At 67.6% G+C, this 23,848-nt stretch carries 22 protein-coding genes; 3 read left to right on the top strand and 19 right to left on the bottom strand.

What is annotated here, in order from left to right:
* Window positions 1-229 precede the first annotated feature (229 nt).
* From RR3_RS22530 to RR3_RS22515, 4 genes are read right to left on the bottom strand one after another with little or no spacing between them, the layout of a single operon-like run.
* A complete protein-coding gene (locus RR3_RS22530) occupies window positions 230-1,030 on the bottom strand; it encodes an SDR family NAD(P)-dependent oxidoreductase (protein WP_010593363.1) in 801 nt (266 codons plus the stop codon).
* Complete coding sequence (locus RR3_RS22525; protein ID WP_010593364.1) at window positions 1,030-1,983, bottom strand: acyl-CoA dehydratase activase; 954 nt, start codon at window positions 1,981-1,983, stop codon at window positions 1,030-1,032. The genes RR3_RS22530 and RR3_RS22525 overlap by 1 nt, the downstream gene beginning before the upstream one ends.
* Before the next feature lie 30 nt (window positions 1,984-2,013).
* Complete coding sequence (locus RR3_RS22520) at window positions 2,014-3,354, bottom strand: 2-hydroxyacyl-CoA dehydratase subunit D (protein ID WP_010593365.1); 1,341 nt, start codon at window positions 3,352-3,354, stop codon at window positions 2,014-2,016.
* A gap of 30 nt (window positions 3,355-3,384) precedes the next feature.
* Window positions 3,385-4,533, bottom strand: a complete 1,149-nt coding sequence (locus tag RR3_RS22515) for a 2-hydroxyacyl-CoA dehydratase subunit D (protein WP_010593366.1) — start codon at window positions 4,531-4,533, stop codon at window positions 3,385-3,387.
* Between the two features lie 159 nt (window positions 4,534-4,692).
* On the opposite strand from RR3_RS22515, the gene RR3_RS22510 reads away from it, so the two are divergent.
* Complete coding sequence (locus RR3_RS22510) at window positions 4,693-5,799, top strand: CaiB/BaiF CoA transferase family protein (protein WP_010593367.1); 1,107 nt, start codon at window positions 4,693-4,695, stop codon at window positions 5,797-5,799.
* 77 nt (window positions 5,800-5,876) lie between these two features.
* Window positions 5,877-6,722, top strand: coding sequence for a PaaX family transcriptional regulator (locus RR3_RS22505; protein ID WP_010593368.1), 846 nt, complete (start codon window positions 5,877-5,879; stop codon window positions 6,720-6,722).
* Between the two features lie 37 nt (window positions 6,723-6,759).
* Here the strand turns inward: RR3_RS22505 and RR3_RS22500 are convergent, their stop codons facing one another.
* From RR3_RS22500 to RR3_RS22435, 14 genes are all read right to left on the bottom strand, one after another.
* Window positions 6,760-7,794, bottom strand: a complete 1,035-nt coding sequence (locus tag RR3_RS22500; RefSeq protein ID WP_010593369.1) for a phosphotransferase family protein — start codon at window positions 7,792-7,794, stop codon at window positions 6,760-6,762.
* A gap of 76 nt (window positions 7,795-7,870) precedes the next feature.
* A complete protein-coding gene (locus tag RR3_RS22495) occupies window positions 7,871-8,722 on the bottom strand; it encodes an enoyl-CoA hydratase/isomerase family protein (RefSeq protein ID WP_051009371.1) in 852 nt (283 codons plus the stop codon).
* Window positions 8,723-8,727: 5 nt separating this feature from the next.
* Window positions 8,728-9,537, bottom strand: coding sequence for an enoyl-CoA hydratase/isomerase family protein (locus RR3_RS22490; RefSeq protein WP_064065741.1), 810 nt, complete (start codon window positions 9,535-9,537; stop codon window positions 8,728-8,730).
* A gap of 60 nt (window positions 9,538-9,597) precedes the next feature.
* On the bottom strand, window positions 9,598-10,788 hold the full coding sequence (locus RR3_RS22485) for a CaiB/BaiF CoA transferase family protein (RefSeq protein WP_064065740.1): 1,191 nt from the start codon (window positions 10,786-10,788) through the stop codon (window positions 9,598-9,600).
* 84 nt (window positions 10,789-10,872) lie between these two features.
* Complete coding sequence (locus RR3_RS22480; protein WP_010593373.1) at window positions 10,873-11,823, bottom strand: EamA family transporter; 951 nt, start codon at window positions 11,821-11,823, stop codon at window positions 10,873-10,875.
* A gap of 5 nt (window positions 11,824-11,828) precedes the next feature.
* Window positions 11,829-12,614 (bottom strand): enoyl-CoA hydratase-related protein, encoded by a 786-nt coding sequence (locus RR3_RS22475; RefSeq protein WP_010593374.1) that lies wholly within the window; start codon window positions 12,612-12,614, stop codon window positions 11,829-11,831.
* Between the two features lie 64 nt (window positions 12,615-12,678).
* A complete protein-coding gene (menB, locus tag RR3_RS22470) occupies window positions 12,679-13,536 on the bottom strand; it encodes a 1,4-dihydroxy-2-naphthoyl-CoA synthase (RefSeq protein ID WP_029539943.1) in 858 nt (285 codons plus the stop codon).
* Window positions 13,537-13,647: 111 nt separating this feature from the next.
* Window positions 13,648-14,406: an SDR family NAD(P)-dependent oxidoreductase gene (locus RR3_RS22465; RefSeq protein ID WP_010593376.1), complete on the bottom strand. Its 759-nt coding sequence runs from the start codon at window positions 14,404-14,406 to the stop codon at window positions 13,648-13,650.
* 55 nt (window positions 14,407-14,461) lie between these two features.
* Window positions 14,462-15,385 carry a hydroxymethylglutaryl-CoA lyase gene (locus tag RR3_RS22460; RefSeq protein ID WP_064065739.1) on the bottom strand — a complete coding sequence of 308 codons (924 nt, stop codon included), beginning with the start codon at window positions 15,383-15,385 and terminating at the stop codon, window positions 14,462-14,464.
* A gap of 30 nt (window positions 15,386-15,415) precedes the next feature.
* The gene (locus RR3_RS22455; RefSeq protein WP_064065738.1) at window positions 15,416-16,654 is read right to left on the bottom strand and encodes an acetyl-CoA hydrolase/transferase family protein; all 1,239 of its coding nucleotides are present in this window, start codon (window positions 16,652-16,654) and stop codon (window positions 15,416-15,418) included.
* Complete coding sequence (locus tag RR3_RS22450) at window positions 16,654-17,847, bottom strand: thiolase family protein (RefSeq protein WP_064065737.1); 1,194 nt, start codon at window positions 17,845-17,847, stop codon at window positions 16,654-16,656. Before RR3_RS22450 ends, RR3_RS22455 begins: the two co-directional genes overlap by 1 nt.
* A complete protein-coding gene (locus RR3_RS22445) occupies window positions 17,847-18,596 on the bottom strand; it encodes an SDR family NAD(P)-dependent oxidoreductase (protein ID WP_064065736.1) in 750 nt (249 codons plus the stop codon). Before RR3_RS22445 ends, RR3_RS22450 begins: the two co-directional genes overlap by 1 nt.
* Window positions 18,596-19,762: an acyl-CoA dehydrogenase family protein gene (locus RR3_RS22440; RefSeq protein WP_064065735.1), complete on the bottom strand. Its 1,167-nt coding sequence runs from the start codon at window positions 19,760-19,762 to the stop codon at window positions 18,596-18,598. The genes RR3_RS22445 and RR3_RS22440 overlap by 1 nt, the downstream gene beginning before the upstream one ends.
* Window positions 19,763-19,835: 73 nt before the next feature.
* Window positions 19,836-20,912: an acyl-CoA dehydrogenase family protein gene (locus tag RR3_RS22435; protein WP_064065734.1), complete on the bottom strand. Its 1,077-nt coding sequence runs from the start codon at window positions 20,910-20,912 to the stop codon at window positions 19,836-19,838.
* Window positions 20,913-21,077: 165 nt separating this feature from the next.
* On the opposite strand from RR3_RS22435, the gene RR3_RS22430 reads away from it, so the two are divergent.
* Entirely contained in the window at window positions 21,078-21,797 is a 720-nt protein-coding gene (locus RR3_RS22430; RefSeq protein WP_064065733.1) for a FadR/GntR family transcriptional regulator, read from the top strand.
* Between the two features lie 92 nt (window positions 21,798-21,889).
* Here the strand turns inward: RR3_RS22430 and RR3_RS22425 are convergent, their stop codons facing one another.
* A complete protein-coding gene (locus tag RR3_RS22425; protein WP_064065732.1) occupies window positions 21,890-23,848 on the bottom strand; it encodes an AMP-binding protein in 1,959 nt (652 codons plus the stop codon).

The following is a 23,848-nucleotide window of genomic DNA, read 5'->3' as shown; positions in this document are numbered from 1 at the left end:
TCCTGCTTTCGGCTGCGCGAGATGGAAGAAAGGAAGACTGCAGGGACCGACCAGGGCCCTGGACCGGGCACCCCGAATTGTAATCGCGGTCACACAAAATATAGTACGCGTCAGTTGCCTTCCGCTACAGATCTGTCAAACATTTTGGAAGACGACACCTCCGGGTCCATCCCCGAAGCACCTGAAGCCGGCCGAGGTTCCCACCTCGGCCGGCTTCTCGCGGCAACCACTATCCCGCGGAAATCCCCCCGTTCGGGCTGACCACCTGCCCGGTGATCCGCCGCGCCTGCGCACTACAGAGGAACAGCACGAGGTCGGCAACATCGCCCGGCTCCGCCACCCCCAACGACGCCAGCCGACTCGCCTTCTCGAACAGCTTCGCACTGAACGGCTCGGACATGACGCGATCGAAGCCACCGGTGTCGCGGATGAGCGACGGCGTCACGGCATTGACTCGGATGCCGTCCCTCTTGGCTTCCATTGCAAGGGTTTTGGAGAACATGACGATCGCTGCCATGGCCGCACCGATCACACTCTCGCCCGGCGTCGGGTGCTTCGCCGCATCGGAGGCAATGTTCACAATCACCCCGCCGCGCTGCTGTCGCATCGCGGGCAGGACGGCTCGGCACATGTTGATCGGACCGAGAGCCTGGCTCAACAGCACCCCCGGAATGTCCTCGGGGTCCATCTCGTGGAACAGTCGCGGGTTGAACGAACCCGTCGTGCTGTTGACGAGGATGTCGGCAGCACCCAGCGAATCCGCAAGTTCCGTCACAACCCGCACGGCCTCCCCCGGAACATTCACGTCGGCCGCAGCGAACAGACACCACACGCCGGGTGCGAGGGTCCGAATGTGCTGTGCCGCTTTCTCGCCACGTTCGACGTTGCGCCCCACCAGACCGATCCGCTGGACGCCCGCACGCACGAACCGACGCGCCACCTCGAGCCCGACACCACTCGTCCCCCCGACGATGTAGATCGTCGACTCGGCCGGTACCGGCACCCGGAACTCACTCGGTTCTCTCATCATCAATCGTTCCTCCGCAGATCGAGCATCACCGGTCGGCCGGCATGCGCATGATCACCGTCCAGGACACCGTCGCAGCTCGCACAGTGCTGACCACCGCCCGGACTTCGCGATGCCATGTTCGTCTCCGTCGCGGCATCGCGAGCGGGCAGGGCTGTTCGGGCGCCGCGATACTCGTCGCGTGCAAGCAGCCCCGCGCCGTAGGCACCGGCGATCTGCGGCTGGTCGAGCACCTCGATCGGATGTCTCAACGCCTGCGATACACACCGGATCGCAGCCGGGTTCTTGGCCACACCGCCGGTCATCACCGCCGGTGTGGCCCTGCCGACTTGACCGACCAGCCCCAGGGTGCGCGCCGCAACCGCACGGTGCACGGACGCGGCGATGTCGGCCTTGTCCTGCCCCTGTGCGAGCAGGGAAATCACCTCGGTTTCGGCGAATGTGGCACACATACTGCTGACCTCGAGGCCGTCGGCACCGGCGAGCGCAAGATCCCCCACCGCATCGATGTCGATCTCGAGCGCGCGGGCCAGCACATCGAAGAATCGACCCGTTCCGCTCGCGCAACGGTCGTTCATGGCGAAACGTTCCACCAATCCGTCGTCGTCGACGATGATCGCCTTGCTGTCCTGGCCGCCGATGTCGATGACGAGCCGGACCCCCGGACGCAGTGCTGCCGCGCCGCGCGCATGGCAGGTGATCTCGGTGAAGGTGCGGTCGGCGCCCGGAACCAATCGGCGGCCGTACCCGGTGCTCACTGTCCATCGAATGGCCTCGCGTGGCACTCCTGCCGCGACGGCGGCACCCTCGATCGCACGGGTGACAGCTTCGCGGCTCACAGCGCCCATCTGCACGACATCCGTCCCGCACAACGCACCGTCCTGATCGACGACGGCAGCCTTCGCGGTCGTCGATCCCAGATCGACGCCCATGACGAACCACTTGTCGGTACTCATCGCACTCGTCTCTTCCGGTACGGTATCGCGCTAGACCGCGGACCTCATCCGCTGCACATCGATCGCCTCCAGCATCGCTTCGAGGCGGCTGTCGAACAACTCGTCGTTGTAGAACGATGCGTCGGCAACGTCCCCCTCGAAGAAGAACGACTTGACTCCTCGCCCGGTCTCGGCGGCCCGGGCGAGCATCGACTGCGGGTTGGTCATCGCCCGGCAGGTCCGGGTGGAGTGGAAGGCGATGCCGTCGATCGCATATTCGTCGAGACGACGCAACAACAGCTCCTGCAGGTTCTTCAGCCCGTGGTTGAGCGGGCAGAGCAGGTAGTGTTGCGCCATACCGAGCAGCGGATTGTCGACGTCGATGAGTTGTGGTTCCTGCCAGAAGGATTCGTGGGTGTACCGGCCTGCCACCACGGCCACGTCGTACTCGGCGAACTTCCTGGTCAGGAATCCGAGTTTGTTCCAGTTCATGATCCCGTCGAAGTAGACCCGGTAGCGCTCGTTCTCCACGGCGCTGACACCGTCGGCGATCCGCTGTTCGATCTCGGTCTTCACCCCGGCGAAGTAGTCCACGAGATCCTGGTTGCCAGGCAGGAAGTTGATCGGCGCGATGCTCGCCACCCAGTCCCAGTAGGTCGCCGGGGTCGGCGCCTGCCGGCAAAGTTCCATACCTTCGAGACGCAACTCCGAAGCTCGCTTGATGTATGACATGCTCTCGCTGAGCGCATCCCAGTCGAACGGCCGGCCGGTCTGGTACTCCAGGAAGTCGACCAGCTCCCGGAGCTGGCCCTCGACGTACTTGCCGACCTCGACCCACTCCTCCCCGCGCATGTATCCCGCGTCGGGTTTGTTGCCCCACAGCATCGGGAGCGAGACGTTGAACAGAGGCAACTTGCGGTCGAACACTCGGTACGTCATGGCGTCCCACTGCTGTCCGGTGCTGCAGCCGGCATATCCGTTCACGAAGAAGTCCGGAGCGGGCAGCTTGCTCGCGAGCTCCTGCTGATCGGTCAGGCCCACGACGCCGGTCTCGCTCCGCCCGCTGTTCTGATGCGTCAGCACGGCGCAGCCGAGGTGCGTGCGGGCGTACGAGCACAGCTCGTTGATGTAGCCGTACTCGGCCCCGGCGGCCTGAGCCGGACCCTCGAGATGCTGGGCGGCCAGTCGTGCAGCGAACGCCTCACCGTGGCACCATTCGAGGCCGGCCGCCTGGAAGAGCGGGTTCAACGCTGCGCCGTTGTACCAGACGACGTGCTTACCGCGCTCCTTCGCGGTGAAAATGTTTTCCCAGTAGTCGGCGACCAGCTTGCCGCCGACGCGGGTACTGGACAGACGGTGGGCCTTGTCCTTGCGCGGTTGTGCAACAGTCATCACGATCTCCCTCGGGTGGTCGAGCAGGTTTCAGGACAGCACCGGCGCGGGGAGCCGGCGGATTCGCTCCACAAAGGTCTCGACCCGGGTCCGGAGTGTTTCCACAGGATTGCCCTCGTGTTCGGTTTCGATGAGGAGCACGGGGGTTCGGTTACTCTCCAGCGCTTTCCGCAGTTCCGGGTAGTAGAGCATGTGAGGTTCGCAGAACTTCGCCATCATCACGATCACGCCGTTCGCGTTGCTTCGAGCGAGTTCGTCGATCAGGTATCGGTCCCAGTCGACCTGAGTGGTCACTCGGGTGGGGCATGGGGCGTTGAGGTTTCGCTCCAGATACCAGGTCGACAGCGCCTCGAACGGATCACCGTTCTCGGGCACATCGGTGGAGATGTAGCGGTATCCGGTGTACAGGTCGTCGTCGACCACGATCACCCCGGTCTCCTCGATCACGTCCAGCAGTTCGGGCCGCGGGGCGTGGCAGAAGTGGCCGGACAGATAGAGCCTGACCACGTCGGGCTGCGCTTCCGCAGCCGGCTCGATCGCGTCGAGAAGGCGCTCGAGGGCAGCGGTGTGTTCGACGATGTCCATCACCATGCTCGACTTCACCAGCACCTGCATTTCGCTTGCGGTGATGCGGAGCCGGCCGGAGCGACGCAGCTCATAGAACTCGCGCAGCAGACGCCGGTTGGCGTTGAACATCCGAATGCTGGCGGTCAAGGTATCGGAAGTGATCGAAACACCCAGGGCGGCTTCGATCTCGGTGGTGAGTTCGCCGATGCGACCCGCCACCCGCGGTCTTGTCCACGTATCGTCCATGGCGCTGGTGAGCTGGGCGAAGTGCACAGGTTTCTCGGGTCGCGCCCATCGGATCACGTCCACCGCGCCGAGCAATTGCACGCAGTGGTCCGCCGCCACGAAGGCGTCGAAGACGTCGAGCTGACCGAGCGCCGCCTGATCGGCGACACTGCGGGTGTATCCGCAGTAGAACTCGGCGAGCAGGTTGCGGCCTTCGGTGATCGGGGTCCGGTTCTCCTGGATGAGCACCGGAAGGGCGCCGGCGGCGTGCACGAGTTCGGAGGGAAAGTTCATCGGGAAGGAACCGATCAAGCTGCGGCCATGGGTCGCCTTCCATGTCTGCGCGTAGGTGACCGGATCGTCGGCCGCGGCGCGCAGCGTCGCCATCAGTTCTGGACTGAGTCTGTTCACGTTTCGCCCTCGGATTCGTCGATGGATGCCGACAGCGACAAGTCGGTGCTTCGCTGCGACGTCGAGCTAGATAATACTTAATTTGGTAGTTAGTATCCAGAGTTGTCAAACATTGATGCCGTTCGGAGGTAGAAGATGACGCGTGTACTCGACGGGCTGCGGGTGGTCGAGCTGGCCGGGATCGGCCCCTCCCCCCATGCCGCGATGCTGCTGGCCGACCTCGGGGCGGACGTCGTGCGGATCGAACGTCCCGGCGGGGTGAGCCAACTCCTGCCCGTGGAGCAGGACGCCGGCCTGCGCAACCGTCGCTCGGTCCGCGCCGATCTGAAAGATCCCGACGATCTGCAGCGCGTGCTGGACCTCGTCGACAATGCGGATGTGCTCATCGAGGGCTACCGCCCCGGCGCGGCGGAACGCCTCGGCATCGGCCCCGAGGTGTGCCGAGCACGCAATCCCCGACTCGTCTACGCCCGGATCACCGGATGGGGACAGGACGGTCCGCTGGCCCCCTACGCGGGGCACGACATCAACTACCTCGCCCTCACCGGGGCGTTGAACGCGATCGGACGGAAAGGCGAACGCCCGCTGGCGCCGCTCAACCTGGTCGCCGACCTGGGGGGAGGCTCGATGCTGGCGATCACCGGCATCCTCGGTGCCCTCTATGCGCGGGAGCGGTCCGGGCAGGGTGACGTCGTCGACGTCGCGATGGTCGACGGCGTCAGCACGCTGATGACGATGTACTGGACGCTGACCGAAAACGGCCTATGGTCCGCCGACCGGGGAACCAACGTCGTCGACGGCGCGGCCCCGTTCTACGACACCTACGAATGTGCCGACGGGCGGTACGTCGCAGTCGGCGCGGTCGAGCCGGCGTTCTACGCGCACCTGCTCACGGGCCTCGGACTCGACCCGGCACACCTTCCCGATCAATACGATCGCACGGCCTGGCCTACGGTGCGCACTCGGTTCGCCGAGATCTTCCGCGGACGCGATCGCGACGAATGGGTGGAGCACTTCGCCCCCCTCGACGCGTGTTTCACGCCGGTGCTCGCCCTGGACGAGGTCGCGGCGCACCCGCACATCGCCGCACGCGGGACAGTCGTCGAATCGTTCGGACAGCGTCAGCCGGCGGCATCGCCACGCTTCGCGAACGCGGCGCCGGCCACGTACTCGGCACCTCGCGTGCCCGGCGCGGACACCGACGCCGTCTTGCGCGACTGGGGTGTCGACGGTGCGGACTGATGTGCGACATCCCGCCGCCCCCGCCCCGCCGGGGTCCGGTGTGGCGTTGCTCCGACCGCCTGCGCGACGATGGACCCATGATTGATCCCGACATCGGATCCGCGTCCGACAAGGACGCAACCCCCACCCGCAGCGCCCGATCCGTGCTTGTGACGGTGCTCGGCGAGTTGGTCGAACCATACGGTCGACCGGTTCGTACCGCGGCACTGCTCCACGTCCTGAAGGGACTTGGATTCGGTGAGCCCGCGGCACGGCAGGCTCTGGCCCGCACGGGATCGTCCGGGTTGATCGCCGCCGAGCGGGTCGGTCGGGAGACGTTGTGGCACCTGACCGACGAAGCGCACCGACTGTTCGCCGAAGGCGACATGCGTGTCTTTCCCCCCGATGTCGACGTCACCCAGTGGGACGGCCGTTGGCTGGTGATCAACGTCCCGGTTCCCGAATCTCACCGCTCGAGCCGCAAGAAACTGTATGCGGCATTGCGGTGGGCCGGCTTCGGAAACCCGACCCCCGGGGTCTGGGTGACCCCCCACGTCGATCGCGCCGCGGAGGCCGCCAGGACGATCGAGTCGCTGGGGTTGACCGACAACACGGTCACCTTCGTCGGCCCAATCGGCCAGCCGGGCATCACCGAGGCCGAACTCGTGCGGCGGTCCTGGGATCTCGACGAGGCCGAGAAGGTTTACGACGAGCTGCTCGCCCGGTTCGACGTGCGCGGATTCGCCTCGGACGACGAGTTGCTCATCACCCACCTGCAGCTGGCCGATTCCCTGCGCCGGATGCCCTACCTGGACCCCCGACTGCCCGAGGTCCTGCTGCCGGACTGGGCCGGACTGCGGGCGGCGAAGCGACTGCGCGACCTGCGTACCGAGTGGACGCCGGCAGCGCACGCTCGCTGGCGTGAGATCGCGGGCGTCGGGTAGGGGCCACCGGGTCGGAGCCCGGCTGGTACCGGCCCGATCAGACCCCGGCTACCGTCAGCCCCGCCGCCCGGTGCGCGGCGTCGAGAAAGGCACGCACCAGGGCGCCGTCGCGGTAGTACTGATCCCCGACGCCGGCCACGGCCCGGCGCCGCCCGTACTCGTACAGCACCGCCAGCTTCCACAGGGCCAGTGCCGTGTACCAGTCGAGGTTCGACAGGTCCGCGCCGGTGGCAGCCGCATACCGCTGGGCCAGTTCGTCGCGGGTCGGATACCCCTCCTCGAGGACCGCGACACCGAGATCTTCGGTCGGCGTGCGTTCCTCCCCCTCGACGGGATACGACGCAAGGAAATACCCCAGATCGAACAGCGGGTCGCCGATCGTCGCGAGCTCCCAGTCCAGCACCGCCGCAATACGTCCCGGCGGGTCAGAAGCGAGGATGACGTTGCCGATGCGGTAGTCGTTGTGGATGATCGCCGCACCGGACTCGGCGGGAACGTGGGCGGCGAGCCACGCATCGATCTCCGCGAACTCCGGCGGCGGCGTCCCGTCCTCGGCAGCCACCAACCGGCCCATGCGGCGCAGATGACGCTCGTTGAAACCGTCCGGCCGGCCGAGGTCACCGAGGCCGGCGGCCCGCCAGTCGACCGCGTGCAGTGCCGCGAGGGTGTCGATCAGCGCCTCACCGATCCGGCGACGGTCGGCCGGCGCGCTCAGCGCGGCCGGGGTCTCGGTGGTGACCACCGGACCGGCGACGTAATCCATCACGTAGAACGGGACGTCGAGCACGTCGCCCGTCTGACCGACGGCAAGAACGGCCGCCACCGGCACGCCGCTGCCGGCGAGTGCACCGACGAGCCGAGCCTCCCGCAGCATGTCGTGAGCACCCGGCGGGACGGGCGGCGGGGGCGGTCGACGGACGATCACCCGACGTACCCCGTCGGACACCAGGAACGTCAGATTGGAATGCCCGTCACCGATACGCGACGTCGTCAGCGGTCCATCTGTGATACCCCGCTCACGCAGAAATCGTTCCAGCGCGCCGAGGGTGTCGGGAGTCCATTCCCAGGTCATATTCTCGCCTCCATCAGATTGTGCCGCCGGCCGCGCCGCCCGGCCCCGATCGCTGCACGCAGTCGTTCGTCGACGTCTACGCCCCGGTGAAACGCGGAGCGCGCTTCTCCTTGAATGCGGCCAGCGCTTCCGGCATGTCAGCGCATCGGGTCAGTAGCGCCTGCCCCCGGTTCTCCAACTCGAGCGCCGCCGCGTACGAGGTCACCTCCTGGTTCCGCTGCAACGCGCGCTTCGACATCCGGATCCCGCCGGGAGAATTCGTCGCGATCGTCTCGGCCAGTGCGACGGCTTCGTCGAAGAGGTTCTCGCTCGGCACCACGCGGTTGGCCAGCCCGATCCGGACCGCCTCCTCGGCGCCGACGAAGCGCGCCGTGTACGCGATCTCCGCCGCCCGGCCCGGCCCGACAAGGCGGGTCAGTTGCCAGGAGGTGCCGAGTTCCCCGACGGACAACCCCACCTTGACGAAGGCCGCGTTGAATTTCGCGGTCGGGGCGACGAGCCGGATGTCGGCGGCGAGGGCGAGCGACATACCGCCGCCGGAGGCAGCGCCGTGGATCGCCGCGATGACCGGGAACGGCAGATGCCGCAGCGCAGCAAGGCCTCCGGTCGCGGTCTCCTGGAATTTCAGGAACTCGCGCACGCCCATTTCGGTGATCACACTGATCTCGTCCAGGTCGAACCCGGCGCAGAACGCCCGCTCGCCCGCACCGCGGATGATCAGTGCCCGCGCGTCGGTGTCGCGCAATGCGTAGGCGGCCGTGTTGAACTCTTCGAACATCTTCACGACCATCGAGTTCATCCGGTCGGGCCGGTTGATCGTGAGAACGGCGATCTTGCCCTCGAGCACCTCGAGGGTGAGGGTCTCCAGCCGGGGTGGCTCGTAGTTGCTCAGCACGGACGTATTTTCCCGCGTGTCCATCTGCGTCATGTCGATCACCGGCCCGTGAACTTCGGGCTGCGCTTGTCCTTGAACGCGGCCAGCGCTTCGGGCATGTCCTCACCACGGGTGAGCAGCGCCTGGCCACGGTTCTCCAGTTCGAGCGCCGCGGCGTAGGACGACACCTCCATGTTCGCGTGCAGTGCGCGTTTCGATAGCTGCACGCCGGCAGGCGAGTTCGCGCAGATGAGGCGCGCCATCACGAGCGCCTCGTCGAGCAGCGACTCGGCGGGAACCACCGCGTTCAGCAGCCCGAGCGACTCCGCCTCGACGGCCTCGATGAATCGGCCCGTGTAGGCGAACTCCGCGGCCCGCGCCGGGCCGATCAGCCGGGTGAGGTGCCAGGAGGCGCCCAGGTCCCCAGCCGAGAGGCCGATTCGCACGAACGCCGCGTTGAACCGCGCGGCCGGCGAGCCGATCCGGATGTCGGCAGCCAGGGACAGGGACAGTCCTCCACCGGCCGCCGCGCCGTTGACCGCCGCGATCACCGGAACGCGGATGCTGCGGATCGCCGAGAGCGCCCGCGCCGCCAGCTCCTGCTGATCGAGCATCCCCATCGGCGTCAACGACGACAGCCCTTCGGCGTCGTCGAGATCGAACCCGCCGCAGAATGCCTTGCCGGCTCCGGTGAGGATCACGACCCGCAGGTCGTCCTCGTGGTCGAGGTGCAACGCCACTTTCTCGAGTTCGACGAACATCGTGTTCGTCATCGAGTTCATTCGTTCGGGACGGTTCAGCGTCACGACGGCGATCCCGGGTTCGGGTCGCTCGAGCGTGAACGTTTCCCATGTCGTGGGCTCGGTCACGGGTTCACTCCTTCTTCGGTCCGGCGGTTCCAGGTGGGCGCCGTGAGTTCGTGTGATCGGTCAGGCTTCGGCGGGGGCGTGTCGTACCGCGCCCGAGCGCAGCCATTGGTCGGTGCGGTCGGGGTCGATTCCCCAGTCGGTCAGGATCTCGGTGGTGTGCTCCCCCGGAGTCGGCGGACGGCGGTCCACTGCCGCCGCCGTCCGGCTGAATCGGGGCGCGGGGGCCGGTTGGACGAGTCCGTCGACCTCGACGAAGGTCCCGCGGGCGACATGGTGGGGATGCGACGGTGCCTCGTCGACGTCGAGGACGGGCGCGATGCACGGCGTGTGTCCTTCGGCCGCGTCGAGCCACTCCGCGAGGGCGCGGCCCCGTACGGCGTCGGCGAAGACCTTCTTCATCTGCGGCCATTGCGCGCGGTCGTTCTGATCCGGCAGATCGTCGGGCAGGCCCAGCAGGGCTACGAGGTCGGCGTAGAAGTGCGGTTCGAGCGCGCCGACCGAGAGCCATTTGCCGTCGGCGGTCTCGTAGGCGTCGTAGAAGGGTGCGCCGCTGTCGACGAGGTTCGTGCCGCGTTCACGGTTCCACGACCCGCTCTGTGTGAAGCCGAAGAACGGCGTCGCAAGGAGGGCGGCTCCTTCCACCATCGAGGCGTCGATCACCTGCCCGGTGCCCGAACGTTGCCTCTCGTAGAGTGCAGACAGCACTCCCATGGCGAGAAGCATTCCGCCACCGCCGAAGTCACCGATCAGGCTGAGCGGCGGGGTGGGCGGGTGACCGTGGCGTCCGATCAGCGACAGGACACCACTGAGTGCCACGTAGTTGATGTCGTGACCGACGTGCTGCGCGAGAGGGCCGTCCTGCCCGAAGCCCGTCATGCGACCGTAGATCAGCCGCGGATTGCGCTGGGCACAGTCGTCCGGTCCGATCCCGAGCCGCTCGGTGACGCCGGGGCGGAAGCCCTCGATCAGCACGTCGGCGTCCGCTACGAGCGACAGCACCACCTCCGCTCCGTCCGGGTGCTTGAGATCGACGGCAAGCGAACGACGTCCCCGGTGCAGCAGTTCGGTGCGGAACTCTGCATTCGGCCCGACCAACCCTGCGCCGGTGGCGCGGTCGACCCGCACCACGTCCGCACCGAGATCGGCCAGCAGCATGGCGCAGAACGGCCCCGGGCCGATCGAACCGATTTCGACCACCTTCAGACCCGACAGCGGACCCGTGAACGAGCGTTTCGTGCCGTTCTGCGTCATTGCTGCACCTTCCCGAATTTGGTCCGATAATAATACCTTCGCGTTGTTCAGGGAAGCTTCCCAGAACACCCGGAATGCTCCAGCTCAGTCGCGGACCATGCTCGTCTCCCCCGAGCGGTCGGCAGCGCGCCCACGCCGGGACCGAGCCTGCGCACTCACCACCAACACGACGGACACCAGGACCACGACGCCACCGACGACCAGCGCAGGAGTGACCGGCTCGGACAGGACGACGGATCCGAGGGCGACGGCCACCACGGGGTTCACGTACGTGTGGGTGGCCACCAGCGGAAGCGGTGCATGGTGCAGCAGCCACGCGTACGCGGTGAATCCGACGACCGAGCCGAAGACCACGAGGTAGCCGAACGCGCCCCAGGCCCGCAGTCCGATCTCACCTCCGAAGCGCTCGCGGGTAACCACCGACGCCAGCATCATCGCCGCACCGGCCGCCAGGAGTTGATACGTCGCGCCCACGTACACGTCCTGCGGCAACCAGAGCCTCGGCTTGATCCAGGAGCCGAACGACCACGACAGACTCGACAGCACGATGACCGCCACACCGACCAGCGGAAGGCTCGAACGCTCACTTCCGGTCGGCAGCACCAGCACGGCCAGGCCGACGAGGCCCACCCCGACGCCGGCCAGTTCGAGAGCTCGCGGGCGGTCGCCGGACACGGAACGGTAGAGGCAGATCCACACGGGCACCATCGCGACGAGAAGCGCCGTCACTCCGGAGGGCACACCGTGCAACTGGCCCACCGACGTCAAGCCGTTTCCACACGCGAGCAGCAGGACCCCGAGGAACGCGGCCCCGCCGGCCTCACGCCGGGTGACGAGCAGCCGCCTCCAGCCGCCACGGACGGCGAGGAACACGGCCATCAGCAGGGCGGCGAGAAGGAAGCGCGCACCCATCGAGCCGAGGGGCGGCACCTCCTCGATCACCAGGCGGATCGCGAGGTAGATCGACCCCCAGATCAGGTAGACCAGCGACAGTGCGAGTGCGATCGCTCCGCGCCCGGCGGATCCGGACGGCACGGCGCTCAGGCGAAGCGCGGGGTGCGCTTCTCGAGGAACGCGGTGATGCCCTCCTTCGCCTCCCCGCTCTCGAACAGGTCCTGTTCCTGGGCGACCTCGAAGCGGAAGCCCTCGTCGAGCGGCGTGTCGAAGGACGCGTCGACGGTCCGGATGACGGCGCGCTGCGCGGGCAGCGACATCGTGCACAGCTCGGCCGCGAGGGCGAGCGCCGCGTCCGTCGCGCCGCCGGCGTCGACGAGCCGGTCGATCAGCCCGATCGCGTGTGCCTCGTCGGCGGAGATCTGGCGGGCGGTCAGCATGATGTCGAGCGCTCGGCCCCGGCCCACGAGGCGTGGGAGACGTTGGGTACCGCCGGCGCCAGGGATGAGGCCGAGTTTGACCTCGGGAAGCCCGAACTTCGCGTCCGCACCGCCGACCCGCAGGGTGCAGGCCATTGCGAGTTCGAGGCCGCCCCCGAGCGCGAGGCCGTCCACCGCGGCGATCGTGATCCGGTCGGCGGACGCGAGCCGGTCTAGCGCCCCGCGGAGCCGATCGCCGTAGGCGGTGAACGACTCCGCGTCCACTGACGACATGTGCTTGATGTCCGCCCCTGCAGCGAAGAAGCTGGGGATGTCCGATCGGACGACGATCACTTTCACCGAACCGTCGGCATCGGCGGCGTCCAGCGCCGCGTTCAGGCCGTCGATGATCGGCAGGCCCAGGGCGTTCGCGGGCCGGCGCTGGAGCGTGATCGTCATGACACCGGCGTCGACGTCACTCCATGCGACTGCGGGCGTAGCGGTTTCCGACATGCACACCATCCTGTTCGGTCCAACAATGACCCAACCATACTAATTGTTGGACCGAAATGGAAGGTCAGGGCCGACGCGGGAACTTCTCGAACTCAGGCCGGCGCTTCGCCTTGTACGCCTCCCGCCCTTCCTTCGCCTCTTCCGTGGAGTAGAACAGCAGATTCGCATCGTGGGCGAGCTGCTGGATGCCGGCCATGCCGTCCTCCGCCGCATTGAAGCTGGCCTTCATCAGGCGCAGCGCGAAGGGGGAGAGCTCGAGCATCTCGCGGCACCACTGGACGGTTTCGCGCTCGAGATCGGCCAACGGGACTACGGTGTTGACCAGCCCCATCTCCCGGGCCTGCTGCGCGTCGTACTGGCGGCACAGGAACCAGATCTCCTTGGCCTTCTTCACCCCGACCAACTCCGCGAGCAGACCCGCGCCGTACCCGCCGTCGAAGGAACCGACCTTGGGACCCACCTGGCCGAAGCGGGCGTTGTCCGCTGCGATCGTCAGATCGCACACCAGATGCAGGATGTGCCCGCCACCAATCGCATACCCGGCCACCATGGCCACCACCGGCTTCGGCAGTCGGCGGATCTGGATCTGCAGGTCGGTGACGTGGAAGCGCCCCACGCCGCCGGCCTTGCCCGGCTCGGTGAGGTAGCCGGTGTCGCCACGCACCCGCTGATCCCCGCCCGAGCAGAATGCATCGGGCCCCTCCCCGGTCAGCACGATGACACCGATCGAGGAGTCCTCCCGGGCATCGACCAACGCGTCGGAGATCTCCATCAACGTCTGCGGCCGGAACGCGTTGCGCACCTCCGGACGGCAGATCGTGATCTTTGCGATCCCGTCGCCGCTGTGCTCGTACCGAATGTCCGCGTACTCGCCGAGCGAGGTCCATTCCACGAAATCCGTTGTATCGCAATTATTCGTCATATACCGATCATAAGCTCTCCTGCAAACGATCGTTAACGGACCGCGACGCACGACAGCGCGGCCGGATAGGCTCCGGACTGCGCTGTCGGGGTGAGAACCGACCGATGACCGTCAGGCCATCGTCAGACCACCACTGACGGACAAGGTCTGGCCGGTGACGAACTCCGCCTCGTCGGAGGCGAAGAACGCCACGGCGGCGCCGATGTCGGTGGCCTTGCCGAGCCGCTTCATCGGCACCGCGCGGGTCATGCCGGCGATCACCTTGTCGGCTTCCTGGCCGGAGTTGTCGGCGAACTTGCGCAGGGCCGGGGTGTCCGTCGGACCGGGGCACACCGTGTTGGCGGTGACGCCCTTCGTGGCGACCTCCCGCGCGAGGGTCTTGGTGAACGCGATGATGCCGCCCTTGGCACCCGAGTACACCGCTTCGAGCGACGAGCCGACGCGTCCGGCGTCCGAACCGATGTTGATGACGCGCCCCCAGCCCTGCTCGACCATGCCCGGCAGGGTCGCCTGGACGACTCGCAGCTGGCCCTTGAAGTTGATCTCGAGAATCCGGTCCCAGAACGCCTCGTCGGTCTTCACGAACGGCATGAAGTCGTCCCACCCGGCGTTGTTGACGACGATCTCGACGGGGCCGAACTGCTCGGCGACCTGCTTGACCGCCGCCTGCACGGACTCGGTGTCCGTCACGTCGACCGGAACGGCCATTGCCTGGCCTCCGGCCTCGCGGATGGCGGCCGCGGTCTCCTCCGCGGCCTCGAGGTTGAGGTCGGCGACCGCGACGCGGAAGCCCGCGGCACCCAGCGCATCGGAGATTCCCTTGCCGATGCCCTGCGCGCCGCCCGTGACGAATGCGACTCGATTGCTCATGATTTCACTCCGTGTTGTCGGTTCTGATGTCGAAGTCGTACCGGGGACGAGGGCGTCAGCGCACGCCCGCGGCCCACTGGATCGGGCCGGCCACGATCGAGTGGCTGGTGAGCTTGCGGCCCAGCACCTGCTGAGCCTCGCGAGCGGCGTCGATGACCAGGTCGAGGTCGAGGCCGGTGTCCACACCCATTTCGTGGAACATGCTCACCAGGTCCTCGGTGGCGATGTTGCCGGTCGACCCCACCGGGACGGGGCAGCCGCCCAGTTCACCGAAGCTCGACTCGAAGCTCGCGCATCCCGCCTCGAGCGCGGCGAACGCGTTCGCGAGGCCCTGGCCGCGGGTGTTGTGGAAGTGCGCGGTGACCTCGACGCCGGGCAGACGTTCGATGGCCGCGGCGAAGAACTCCGAGGCATAGGCCGGATTGCACATGCCGGTAGTGTCACCGAAGCCGATCTCCGTGGCTCCGGATTCGGCGAATCGCTCCGCCAGGTCCAACACCCGCTTCAACTCCACCTTGCCCTCGAAGGGGCATCCGAACGACGTCGCGATGACCGCGGCGCAGTGCAGGCCCTCGGCGACGATCCGGCGAGCCATGATGTCGTTGTCCGCCATGGTTTCGTCGACGGTGCGGTTGACGTTCTTCTTGTTGTGGGTTTCGGACGCGCTGACGAAGATCGCGACCTCGTGGAAGGTGTCGCGAACCTTCAGCGCGTTGTCCAGGCCCTTGCTGTTCGGCACGAGGACCATCAGCCTCACGTCGTCGGGCACGTCGATGCGGCTGAGCACCTCCACCCCGTCCGACAGCTGCGGGATGACATCGGGCCGCACGAAACTGGCGACCTCGATCCGCTTCAGGCCGGCGCGCCCGAGGGCGTTGATCAGCCGCACCTTGTCGTCGGTCGGGATGGTCTCCGGCTCGTTCTGGAAGCCGTCGCGCGGACCGACTTCTCGGATCTGTACCCGTTGGGGACGCGTCATGGCGTTCACTCCTCGTTTCCGCTCGCTCCGCTACGAAGCAAGGTCGTGCTCGGTCAGTGCGATGTCCAGCTGCTCACGATGCTGCGGGGCTGCGACCGCGATCATTCGTCGGGCCCGTTCCGCGAGCGAACAGCCCCGCAGTTCGGCGACGCCGTGCTCGGTGACGACGTAGTCCACGTCGGCGCGCGCCGTGGTGACGGAGCCGAACTCGAGGGCCGGCTTGATCGACGAGCGGCCGCGCGCGGTGGACCGCAGCGCGATGATCGAGCGTCCACCGGTCAGGGCCGCGGCCCGGGAGAAGTCCACCTGGCCGCCGACCGCGCCGACGTAGGCGACTCCGGCCTGCTCCGCCCCCACCTGCCCGGTGAGGTCGACCTCGATGGCGGAGTTGATCGACACGAGCGCGGTCAGCTGCGAGAGCACCTGCGGCGCATGGGTATAGCTGGCGGGACGGAATTCCACCGGCAGGTGCGGCAGACGCTCGTACAGGGTGGCCGTGCCCAGCGCCGCCCCGGTGACGTGGCGTCCGACGTCGATCTGTTTGCGCGCACCGGTCAGCACGCCCTTGTCGATCAGCCGCAGCACCGCATCGGAGATCATGCCGGAGTGCAGGCCGAGGTCCCGATGTCCTTCCAGAGCCGCCAGCACCGCCGAGGGCAGCGTGCCCACGCCGACCTGGATGGTGTCACCATCCTCGACGAGGCCGGCGACGTGCCGGGCGATCGCCGTCTCGACGGCGGCGGGCTCACGGTCGGGCGCTTCGAGGAGCGGCCGGTCGGTCTCGACGACCGCCGCGAACCGCGACAGCGGGATCGCGGGTGCACCGTGGGTTCTCGGCATGCGCTGATTGATCTCGGCGATCAGGACGGGGGTGTGCTCGAGTGCGTCGGCGACGTAGTCGACGCCGACGCCGAGCGAGCAGTTGCCGTCGGCGTCGGGAGGAGCGACCTGCACGAACCCGATGTCGCACGGCAGGCGGTGCTCGGCGAACAGCCGGGGCAACGCCGCGTAGTGGCAGGGCACGACCTCGAGCCGGTCCCGTTGGCTGAGCCGGCGCAGTTCACCGAGCCCACCGTAGGAGACGACGGACAATTCGTCCGGGGTCTGCTCGGTGAGTCGGCGGTCCCAGGTCAGTCCCACGAACGCCCGGACCGCGCCGATCGACGGGAGCTGGTCGAGCAGGGCGTGGACGAGCGGGGTGGGTTCCGCGCTCGTCTGGCTCCACCAGATTCCGTCGCCGGCCCGGACGTGGGGCGTGAGGTCGATCATCAGTCGATCCGTTGAATCAGGGTGGCGGTTCCGAGTCCGCCACCGCAGCACATGGTGACCAGCCCGATTTCGGCGTCGCGACGTTCGAGTTCGGCGACGATCGTCGCGATGAGACGGGCGCCGGTGGCACCGACCGGGTGCCCGAGCGCGATCGCGCCGCCGTTGACGTTGACCCGGTCCATGTCGGGCTTGAGCTCGCGCTCCCAGGCCAGGACCACGGAACTGAACGCCTCGTTGATCTCGAAGAGGTCGATGTCGTCGATCGTCATCCCGTTGCGGTCGAGCAGCTTCTGCGTTGCCGGAATCGGACCGGTGAGCATGATGATCGGGTCGACTCCGACCGTGGTCTGGTCGAGGATCCGGGCGCGGGCGCGCAGACCGTGGGTATCGACCGCGTCCCGGGACGCGAGCAGGACACCGGCCGCGCCGTCCGAGATCGGCGACGAACTGCCGGCGGTGATCCGGCCGTTCTCCCGGAACGCGGTCCTCAAACCGGCCAGGGTGTCCAGGCTCGTGCCGGGCCGGACGGTCTGATCGGTCCTGCGGAACTCGCCGTCGAGCTCGAGGGGGATCATCTCTTCGTCGAACCGCCCGGCCTCGATGGCCTCGGTCGCCAGACGATGAGATCGGACGGCGAATTCGTCCATCTCCTGCCGGGTGATGCCCCACCGGTCGGCGATGAGCTCGGCGCTCTCGCCCTGGTGCACGAAGTCGTACTTCTCCCGCAGCTCGGCCGGCCACGGATCGCCGTAGAGCTCGGAGATCTTGGCCGGGGAGTTGATCGGCACGTGGCCCATGTGCTCGACGCCGCCGGCGATGACGAGGTCGTGCGTGCCGGACCCGACGAGGGCGGCACCCATCTCGACCGCGGTCTGCGCGGAGCCGCAACGGCGGTCGAGGACGACGGCCGGCACCTCGGGCGGGTATCCGGCCTGCAGCCATGCGTTGCGGCCGATGTTGCGGGACTGCTCACCGAAGGGCGCGGTGCAACCGACGATGAGGTCCTCCACCGCCGCCGGGGCCAGACCACTGCGGCGGATCAGATCCGTGTAGACCGCGCCGAGCATCTCGTTCGGATGCGTATCGCGGAACCACCCGCGTTCGGCGTGGGATCGGCCCATGGGGGTGCGAGCCGCTTCGGCGATGATCACCTCGCGCGCGGAGCGCTGGAACGGGTTGGTTGCGTTGGTCATCAGATCACCGTTCCACCGTCGACGGGCAACACCTGGCCCGTGATGTACGAGGCGCCGTCGGAGGCGAAGAACACGAAGCTGGCCGAGATCTCGTTCGGCTCGGCCCAGCGCCTCAGCGCGACACGCTCGAGGGTCTTGGCCGCGAGCTTGTCGTTGCTGCGGATGTTCTCGGTCATCGGCGTGGCCGCAAGGGGCGCAATGGCATTGACGGTGACCTGCTTGCGGGCGAGCTCGCGGGCCAGCGACTTGGTCAGGCCGATGATGCCCGCCTTGGCCGCCCCGTAGTTGGCCTGGCCGATGGTGCCCTGCAGGCCGGCGGCGGAGGTGACGTTGATGATGCGCCCGGTGCCGTCCTCCGGCAGATAGGGCAGTACGGCTTTACTGCACACGTAGCTGCCGACGAGGTGGATGTCGACGATGCGGCGGAAGTCGTCTTCCTCGAGATTCGGGAACATCGCCGGTGCGATGGCCCCGGCGTTGTTGACCAGGATGTTGACGACGCCGCCACCGAGTGCGGCGGCCTGTTCCGCCGCCGCGGCGGCCTGCGCGACGTTGCGGACGTCGAGCACGGCGGATTTGGCGGTACCGCCGGCGGCAATGATCTCCGCGGCGACGGCGGCGGCCGCGTCTTCGTTGACATCGGTGACGAGGACGGCAGCGCCGGCGGCGGCGTAGGCGTGCGCCACGGAGGCGCCGATGCCGCTGCCCGCGCCGGTCACGAGGGCGGATCTTCCGGTGAGTTCGAACATCAGTAGCTCCTGGGAAGGCCGAGCACGTGCTCGCCGAGGTAGTTGAGAACCATTTCCTGGCTCAGCGGTGCGATGCGGGTCAGGCGCGCCTCACGGAAGTAGCGCGCGACGTGGTATTCCTCCGAGTAGCCCATGCCGCCATGGGTCTGCAGGGCACGGTCGGCGGCCTGGAAGCCGGCGTCGGCGCACAGGTACTTGGCCATGTTGGCCTCGCGTGCACAGGGGCGGCCGTTGTCGTAGAGCCAGGTCGCCTTGCGCAGGACGAGCTCGGCGGCGTCGAGGTGGGCGAGGGAATCCGCGAGGGGGAACTGGATGCCCTGGTTCATGCCGATCGGGCGGCCGAACACCTCACGGTCGGTGGCGTACTGGGTGGCGCGGTGCAGGGCGGCACGGCCGATGCCGAGGGCCTCGGAGGCGACGAGCATCCGTTCCGGGTTGAGCCCGTCGAGGATGTACTTGAAGCCCTTGCCCTCCTCGCCGACCCGATCCTCGACGGGGATCTCGAGGCCGTCGATGAACAACTCGTTGGAGGTGACGGCGTTGCGGCCCATCTTCTTGATGGGGCGGATCTCGACCTTCGAGCGGTCCAGGTCGGTGAGGAAGAGCGTGAGACCGTCGGTCTTCTTCGTCACGTCCTCGAACTTGGTGGTGCGGGTGAGCAGGAGAATCTTCTCCGACTCCATCGCCTTCGAGATCCACACCTTGCGTCCGTTGACGATGTACTTGTCGCCGTCGCGCCGCGCGAAGGTGGTGATCTTGGTGGTGTCCAGGCCCGCGCCGGGCTCGGTGACCCCGAAGCACACGTGCAGGTCTCCGTTGACGATCCGCGGCAGGGTGCGCTGCTTGAGTTCCTCGGAGCCGTGCACGATCACCGGGTGCATGCCGAAGATCGACAGGTGCATCGAGCTGGCGCCGTTCATACCGGCGCCGGACGCGGCGACCTCCTGCAGCAGGATCGAGGCCTCGGTGATGCCCAGGCCGTGTCCGCCGTACTCCTCGGGGGTGGTGATGCCCAGCCAGCCGCCCTTGGCGAACGCGTCGTAGAACTCCGTGGGGAATTCGTGGGCGGCATCCTTCTCCACCCAGTACTGCTCGTCGAACTTGCCGGCGAGTTCTCGTACCGCATCTCGGATCGTTGCCTGATCCTCGGTCAGATCGAAGTCCACAACACAGTCCCGTCGTCGTCGCTACCGTTTGGCATTAAGTTACTAAAGGACAGACCATTTAGTCAACGGTAGGTCAGCCGGCCGCCGGCAGAAGAGGTAGGTCCCGAGCGAGACGCTCGTTCCACACCTCCGGGCTTCCGAACAGCTTCTCGTCGAGCTTGGTGCGCTTGTAGAACAGCTGCAGGTCGTGCTCCCACGTGTAGCCGATGGCGCCGTGCATCACCAGCGCGCTGTCGGCGGCCTGGACCGCGCTCCGGGTCACCTGAGCCTTCGCAATCGCCGCATGCATCGCACACTCCTCGAGACCGAGATCCACCGAGGCCGCGGCATAGTAGGCGATGGACCGAGCAGCCTCCACGGACACGAGAATCGTTGCGGCAGCGTGCTTCATCGCCTGGAAGGAACCGATCGGCACACCGAACTGGTGGCGTGTTCGGCTGTAGTCCACCGCCAAGTGCAGCATCCGCTCCATCGCGCCGAGCGCGTCCGCGGAGACGAGCACGGCGGCGCGCAATCCCGCGTCGGCCAGCGCGGCCGGCGCGTCGACGTCGAGGCGCTGCGCGACGACGTTCTCGAACCGGAGGTCGGCCGCGCCCCGGGACGGATCGAGGAAGCGCCGCGGCGTGACAGTGACGCCCGGGTCTGCGACCCGGACGAGGTAGAGGGCCGTTCCGTCGCCGTCGTCGGCGGGGACGACGAGCCGGGCGGCCCGTTCGGCGCCGAGCACGGCGGACACGCGACCGGTCAGCACCCCTCGCTCGTCGACGCGCACGGCATCGCGGAGCCCGAGTGGGCGACTGGAATCGACTGCCAGGGAAGCGAATTCGCCACCGGTGAGTGCCGCGTCGGCGACATCAGGCGGCAACAGAGGGGCCGCGAGCACCGAGGCGGTCCACGCGCTCGCCGGTGCGGCATACCGGCCCAGCGCCTCGGCGGTCAGCGCGAGCTCGAGCAGACCGCCGCCCTGTCCGCCCATGTCCTCCGGCAGGCCGGCCGAGAACCATCCCTCTTCCACGAACCTGCGTTCGAACTCTGCAGGTTCACCCGCTTCGCCCCACTTCCGCACGTTCGCGGGTGCCGCGAATCGCTCGAGCCAGCCGCCGAGGGCTTCGGTGAACATTTCCTGCTCTTCTGACAGCTCCCAACGCATGGAACTGGTCCTCTCGATGAGTCGGGGAATACCCTGCAAGATGAATGCAGCGACGATTCGATGGTATATTAGGTCTGACCGTTAGACCAGAGAGGGTGGGGAGTCATGTCACCAGCCGCACCGAGTACGACCCGGACCGGACGTTCCTCCATCCAGCTGACTCCGATGGAGGTTCCCAAGGCGTCGGATGTTCTTGCCAACGAGCTGCGCGAACGCATCCTCAGCGGCGAATACATCGAAGGGACCCCGCTTCCCCCGGAACGCGAACTCGTCGTCCAGACGAAGATGAGCCGGACCACGGTGCGCGAGGCTCTGCGCATCCTCGAGGTACAGGGCCTGGTACGGATCAAGGCGGGACGCGCCGGGGGTGCCTTCGTCCAGCGACCCGGCGAGCAGTCGATGGCCGACACCGTGGCGCTGCTCATCCGAGGACGCCAGATCCGCCTGGGTGCGCTGCTCGAAACGCGTGAGGCGATCGAACCGTTCTGCGCGCAACTGGCCGCCCGTCATCGGACCGACGAGGATCTCGCGCGGCTCGACGCCGCGAACGAGGACATCGCGGCCGCCGGCGACAAGCTCGACGCGTTCCTCCAGGCCAACGTCGACTGGCACATCGCCGTCGCCAGCGCGAGCCACAACGAACTGCTGTCGGGTCTGATGATCTCGCTGTCCCGTGCCATCTACGCTGCCACCGAGAACGAGGGCTTCATCGACGAGAAGGTCCGCGAGATCACCGTGAAGGCGCATCGTTCGGTCACCAGAGCGATCCGAGACCGCGACCCCGATGCTGCGGTCCGTCGCATGAGCCGCCACGTCCACTCGTACGCCGAGTCGATCCGGGAGTTCGAAGAGCGAACCGACATTCCACTGGACCAGGAGTCCTGAGCGACGCCCCCGTCCAGGCTCGCGGGCGTCCCCTCACCGGACAGAAACGATGGCCGCCCATACCACTTCGGTATGGGCGGCCATCGTGTTGCCTACGTCCGTACGGCGCCCGGCTCGGCGCCGGTCACCACGGCGCGGATCTCCTCCACCGCCTCCGGGTTCTCGGCACCGGACAGGTCACCGGGATCGGTGCCCAACGCCGCCGCTCGCACCGCGCGGCGCAAGATCTTCGCCGACCGCGTCTTCGGCAGACGCGACACCCGATGAACCACGGTGGGCGCAAACGGCTTACCCAGCTCTGCGGCCACACTGGCGGCCAGCTCCCCCGAGATGTCCGTCCCGTCCGCATCCGCGCGGGGCACCCAGAACGCCCAGACCGTTTCCCCCTTCTTCGGGTCCGGGACACCGACCGCCGCGGCCTCCGACACGGCCGGGTGCGCGGTCAGGACCGCCTCGACTTCCGCCGGAGCCAGGCGTTTGCCGGCCACGTTCATGACGTCGTCGGACCGGCCCCGGATGTACCACTGCCCGTCGCTGTCGACAAGCGCATAGTCTCCGTGCCGCCACATACCGGGGAACGTCGACCAGTACGCCTCGAGGTACCGCTCCTCGTCCTTCCAGACCCCGCGGGTCATCGACGGCCACGGCTGCCGGCACACCAGCTCGCCCTGTTCACCGCGCAGCGGACGGCCAGCATCGTCGACGACGTCGACGTCCATGCCCAGCGACGGACCGCCCAGCGAGCAGCTACGGATCGGCTGCACCGGATACGGTGCGAGGAACGATCCGCCGACCTCGGTACCGCCGGAGAAGTTGATGATCGGGACGCGGCCACCGAACACCTCGCGTGCGAGCCACTCGTACGAGTCCGGGTCCCACGGCTCTCCGGTCGAGCCGATCGTGTGCACCGAGGACAGGTCGTACCGCGCGGCGACATCGCTTCCCTGCCCGCGCAGCGTCCGGATGAGCGTCGGCGAGACTCCGAGCATCGTCACCCGATGCCGTTCGGTCAGCCGCCACAGCCGGTCCCGGTCCGGTATGTCCGGTGAGCCCTCGTACAGCAGCAGCGTCCCCCCGTTGGCATGCGTGCCGACGATCGACAACGGACCCATGATCCAGCCCATGTCGGTGATCCAGCAGAACACCCCGCCCGGCTTCAGATCGAACGAGTACGCCACTTCGCTCGCCGTCTTCACCAGGAACCCGGCGTGGGTGTGAACGGCGCCCTTGGGCTTGCCGGTCGTGCCGGACGTGTAGGCCAGCGCGAACGGCTCGGAGGCGTCCATCGCCTCGATCGGACCCGCATCACGGCTCGCGAGCAGTCCGGTCCAGGAAATCTCGTGCTCACCCGATCCTGCTCCGGCGCCGAGGTTGTCGACCACGACCACCGACTCCACCGTGGGGCAGGTCCTCAGGGCCTCGTCGAGGGCCGGCTTCATCGCGACCGACTTGCCCCGGCGTACGGTGCCGTCCGCGACGACCACCACTTTCGCATCCGCATCCTGAATGCGGGACGCGATCGCGCTGGGCGCAAACCCCGAGAACAGCGGCACGAGAACCGCACCGAGCCGGGCGACCGCGTACACCGACACGACGGCCTCCGGAATCATCGGCAGGAACAGGGCGACAGCGTCGCCCCGGCCCACTCCCAGCTCCCGCAGTCCGGCGGCCGCACGCTCCACCTCCGCCTCCAACTCGCGATACGTCAGCGTGCGGACAGTGCCGTCCTCCGCCTCGTGCACGACGGCGAGCCGATCGGCGGCCACCGGATCGGCGGCCCAGCGACGCAGGCACGCATCGACGACGTTCGTCCGTCCGCCGACGAACCAGTCGGGATGCTCGATGCCGCGTGAGGTGTCGAGCACGTCGCGATACGGCACCTGGAACGGCAGCTCGAGATCACGGACCACCGCATCCCAGTACCACCGCACGTCGGCGACGGAACGGGCACGCAACTCGTCCAGACCGCCGAGGCCGTGCGCGCGGGCGAGCCGCGTGACGTTGGCGTTGTCGACGTAGTCGGCGGTGGGGACCCACGTGTAGTCGGACAT

This window comes from Rhodococcus ruber NBRC 15591, assembly GCF_001894945.1.
GTDB lineage: Bacteria > Actinomycetota > Actinomycetes > Mycobacteriales > Mycobacteriaceae > Rhodococcus > Rhodococcus ruber.
The sequence above is the reverse complement of the archived record's forward strand: the minus strand, read 5'-3'. Positions and strand labels throughout refer to the sequence as shown.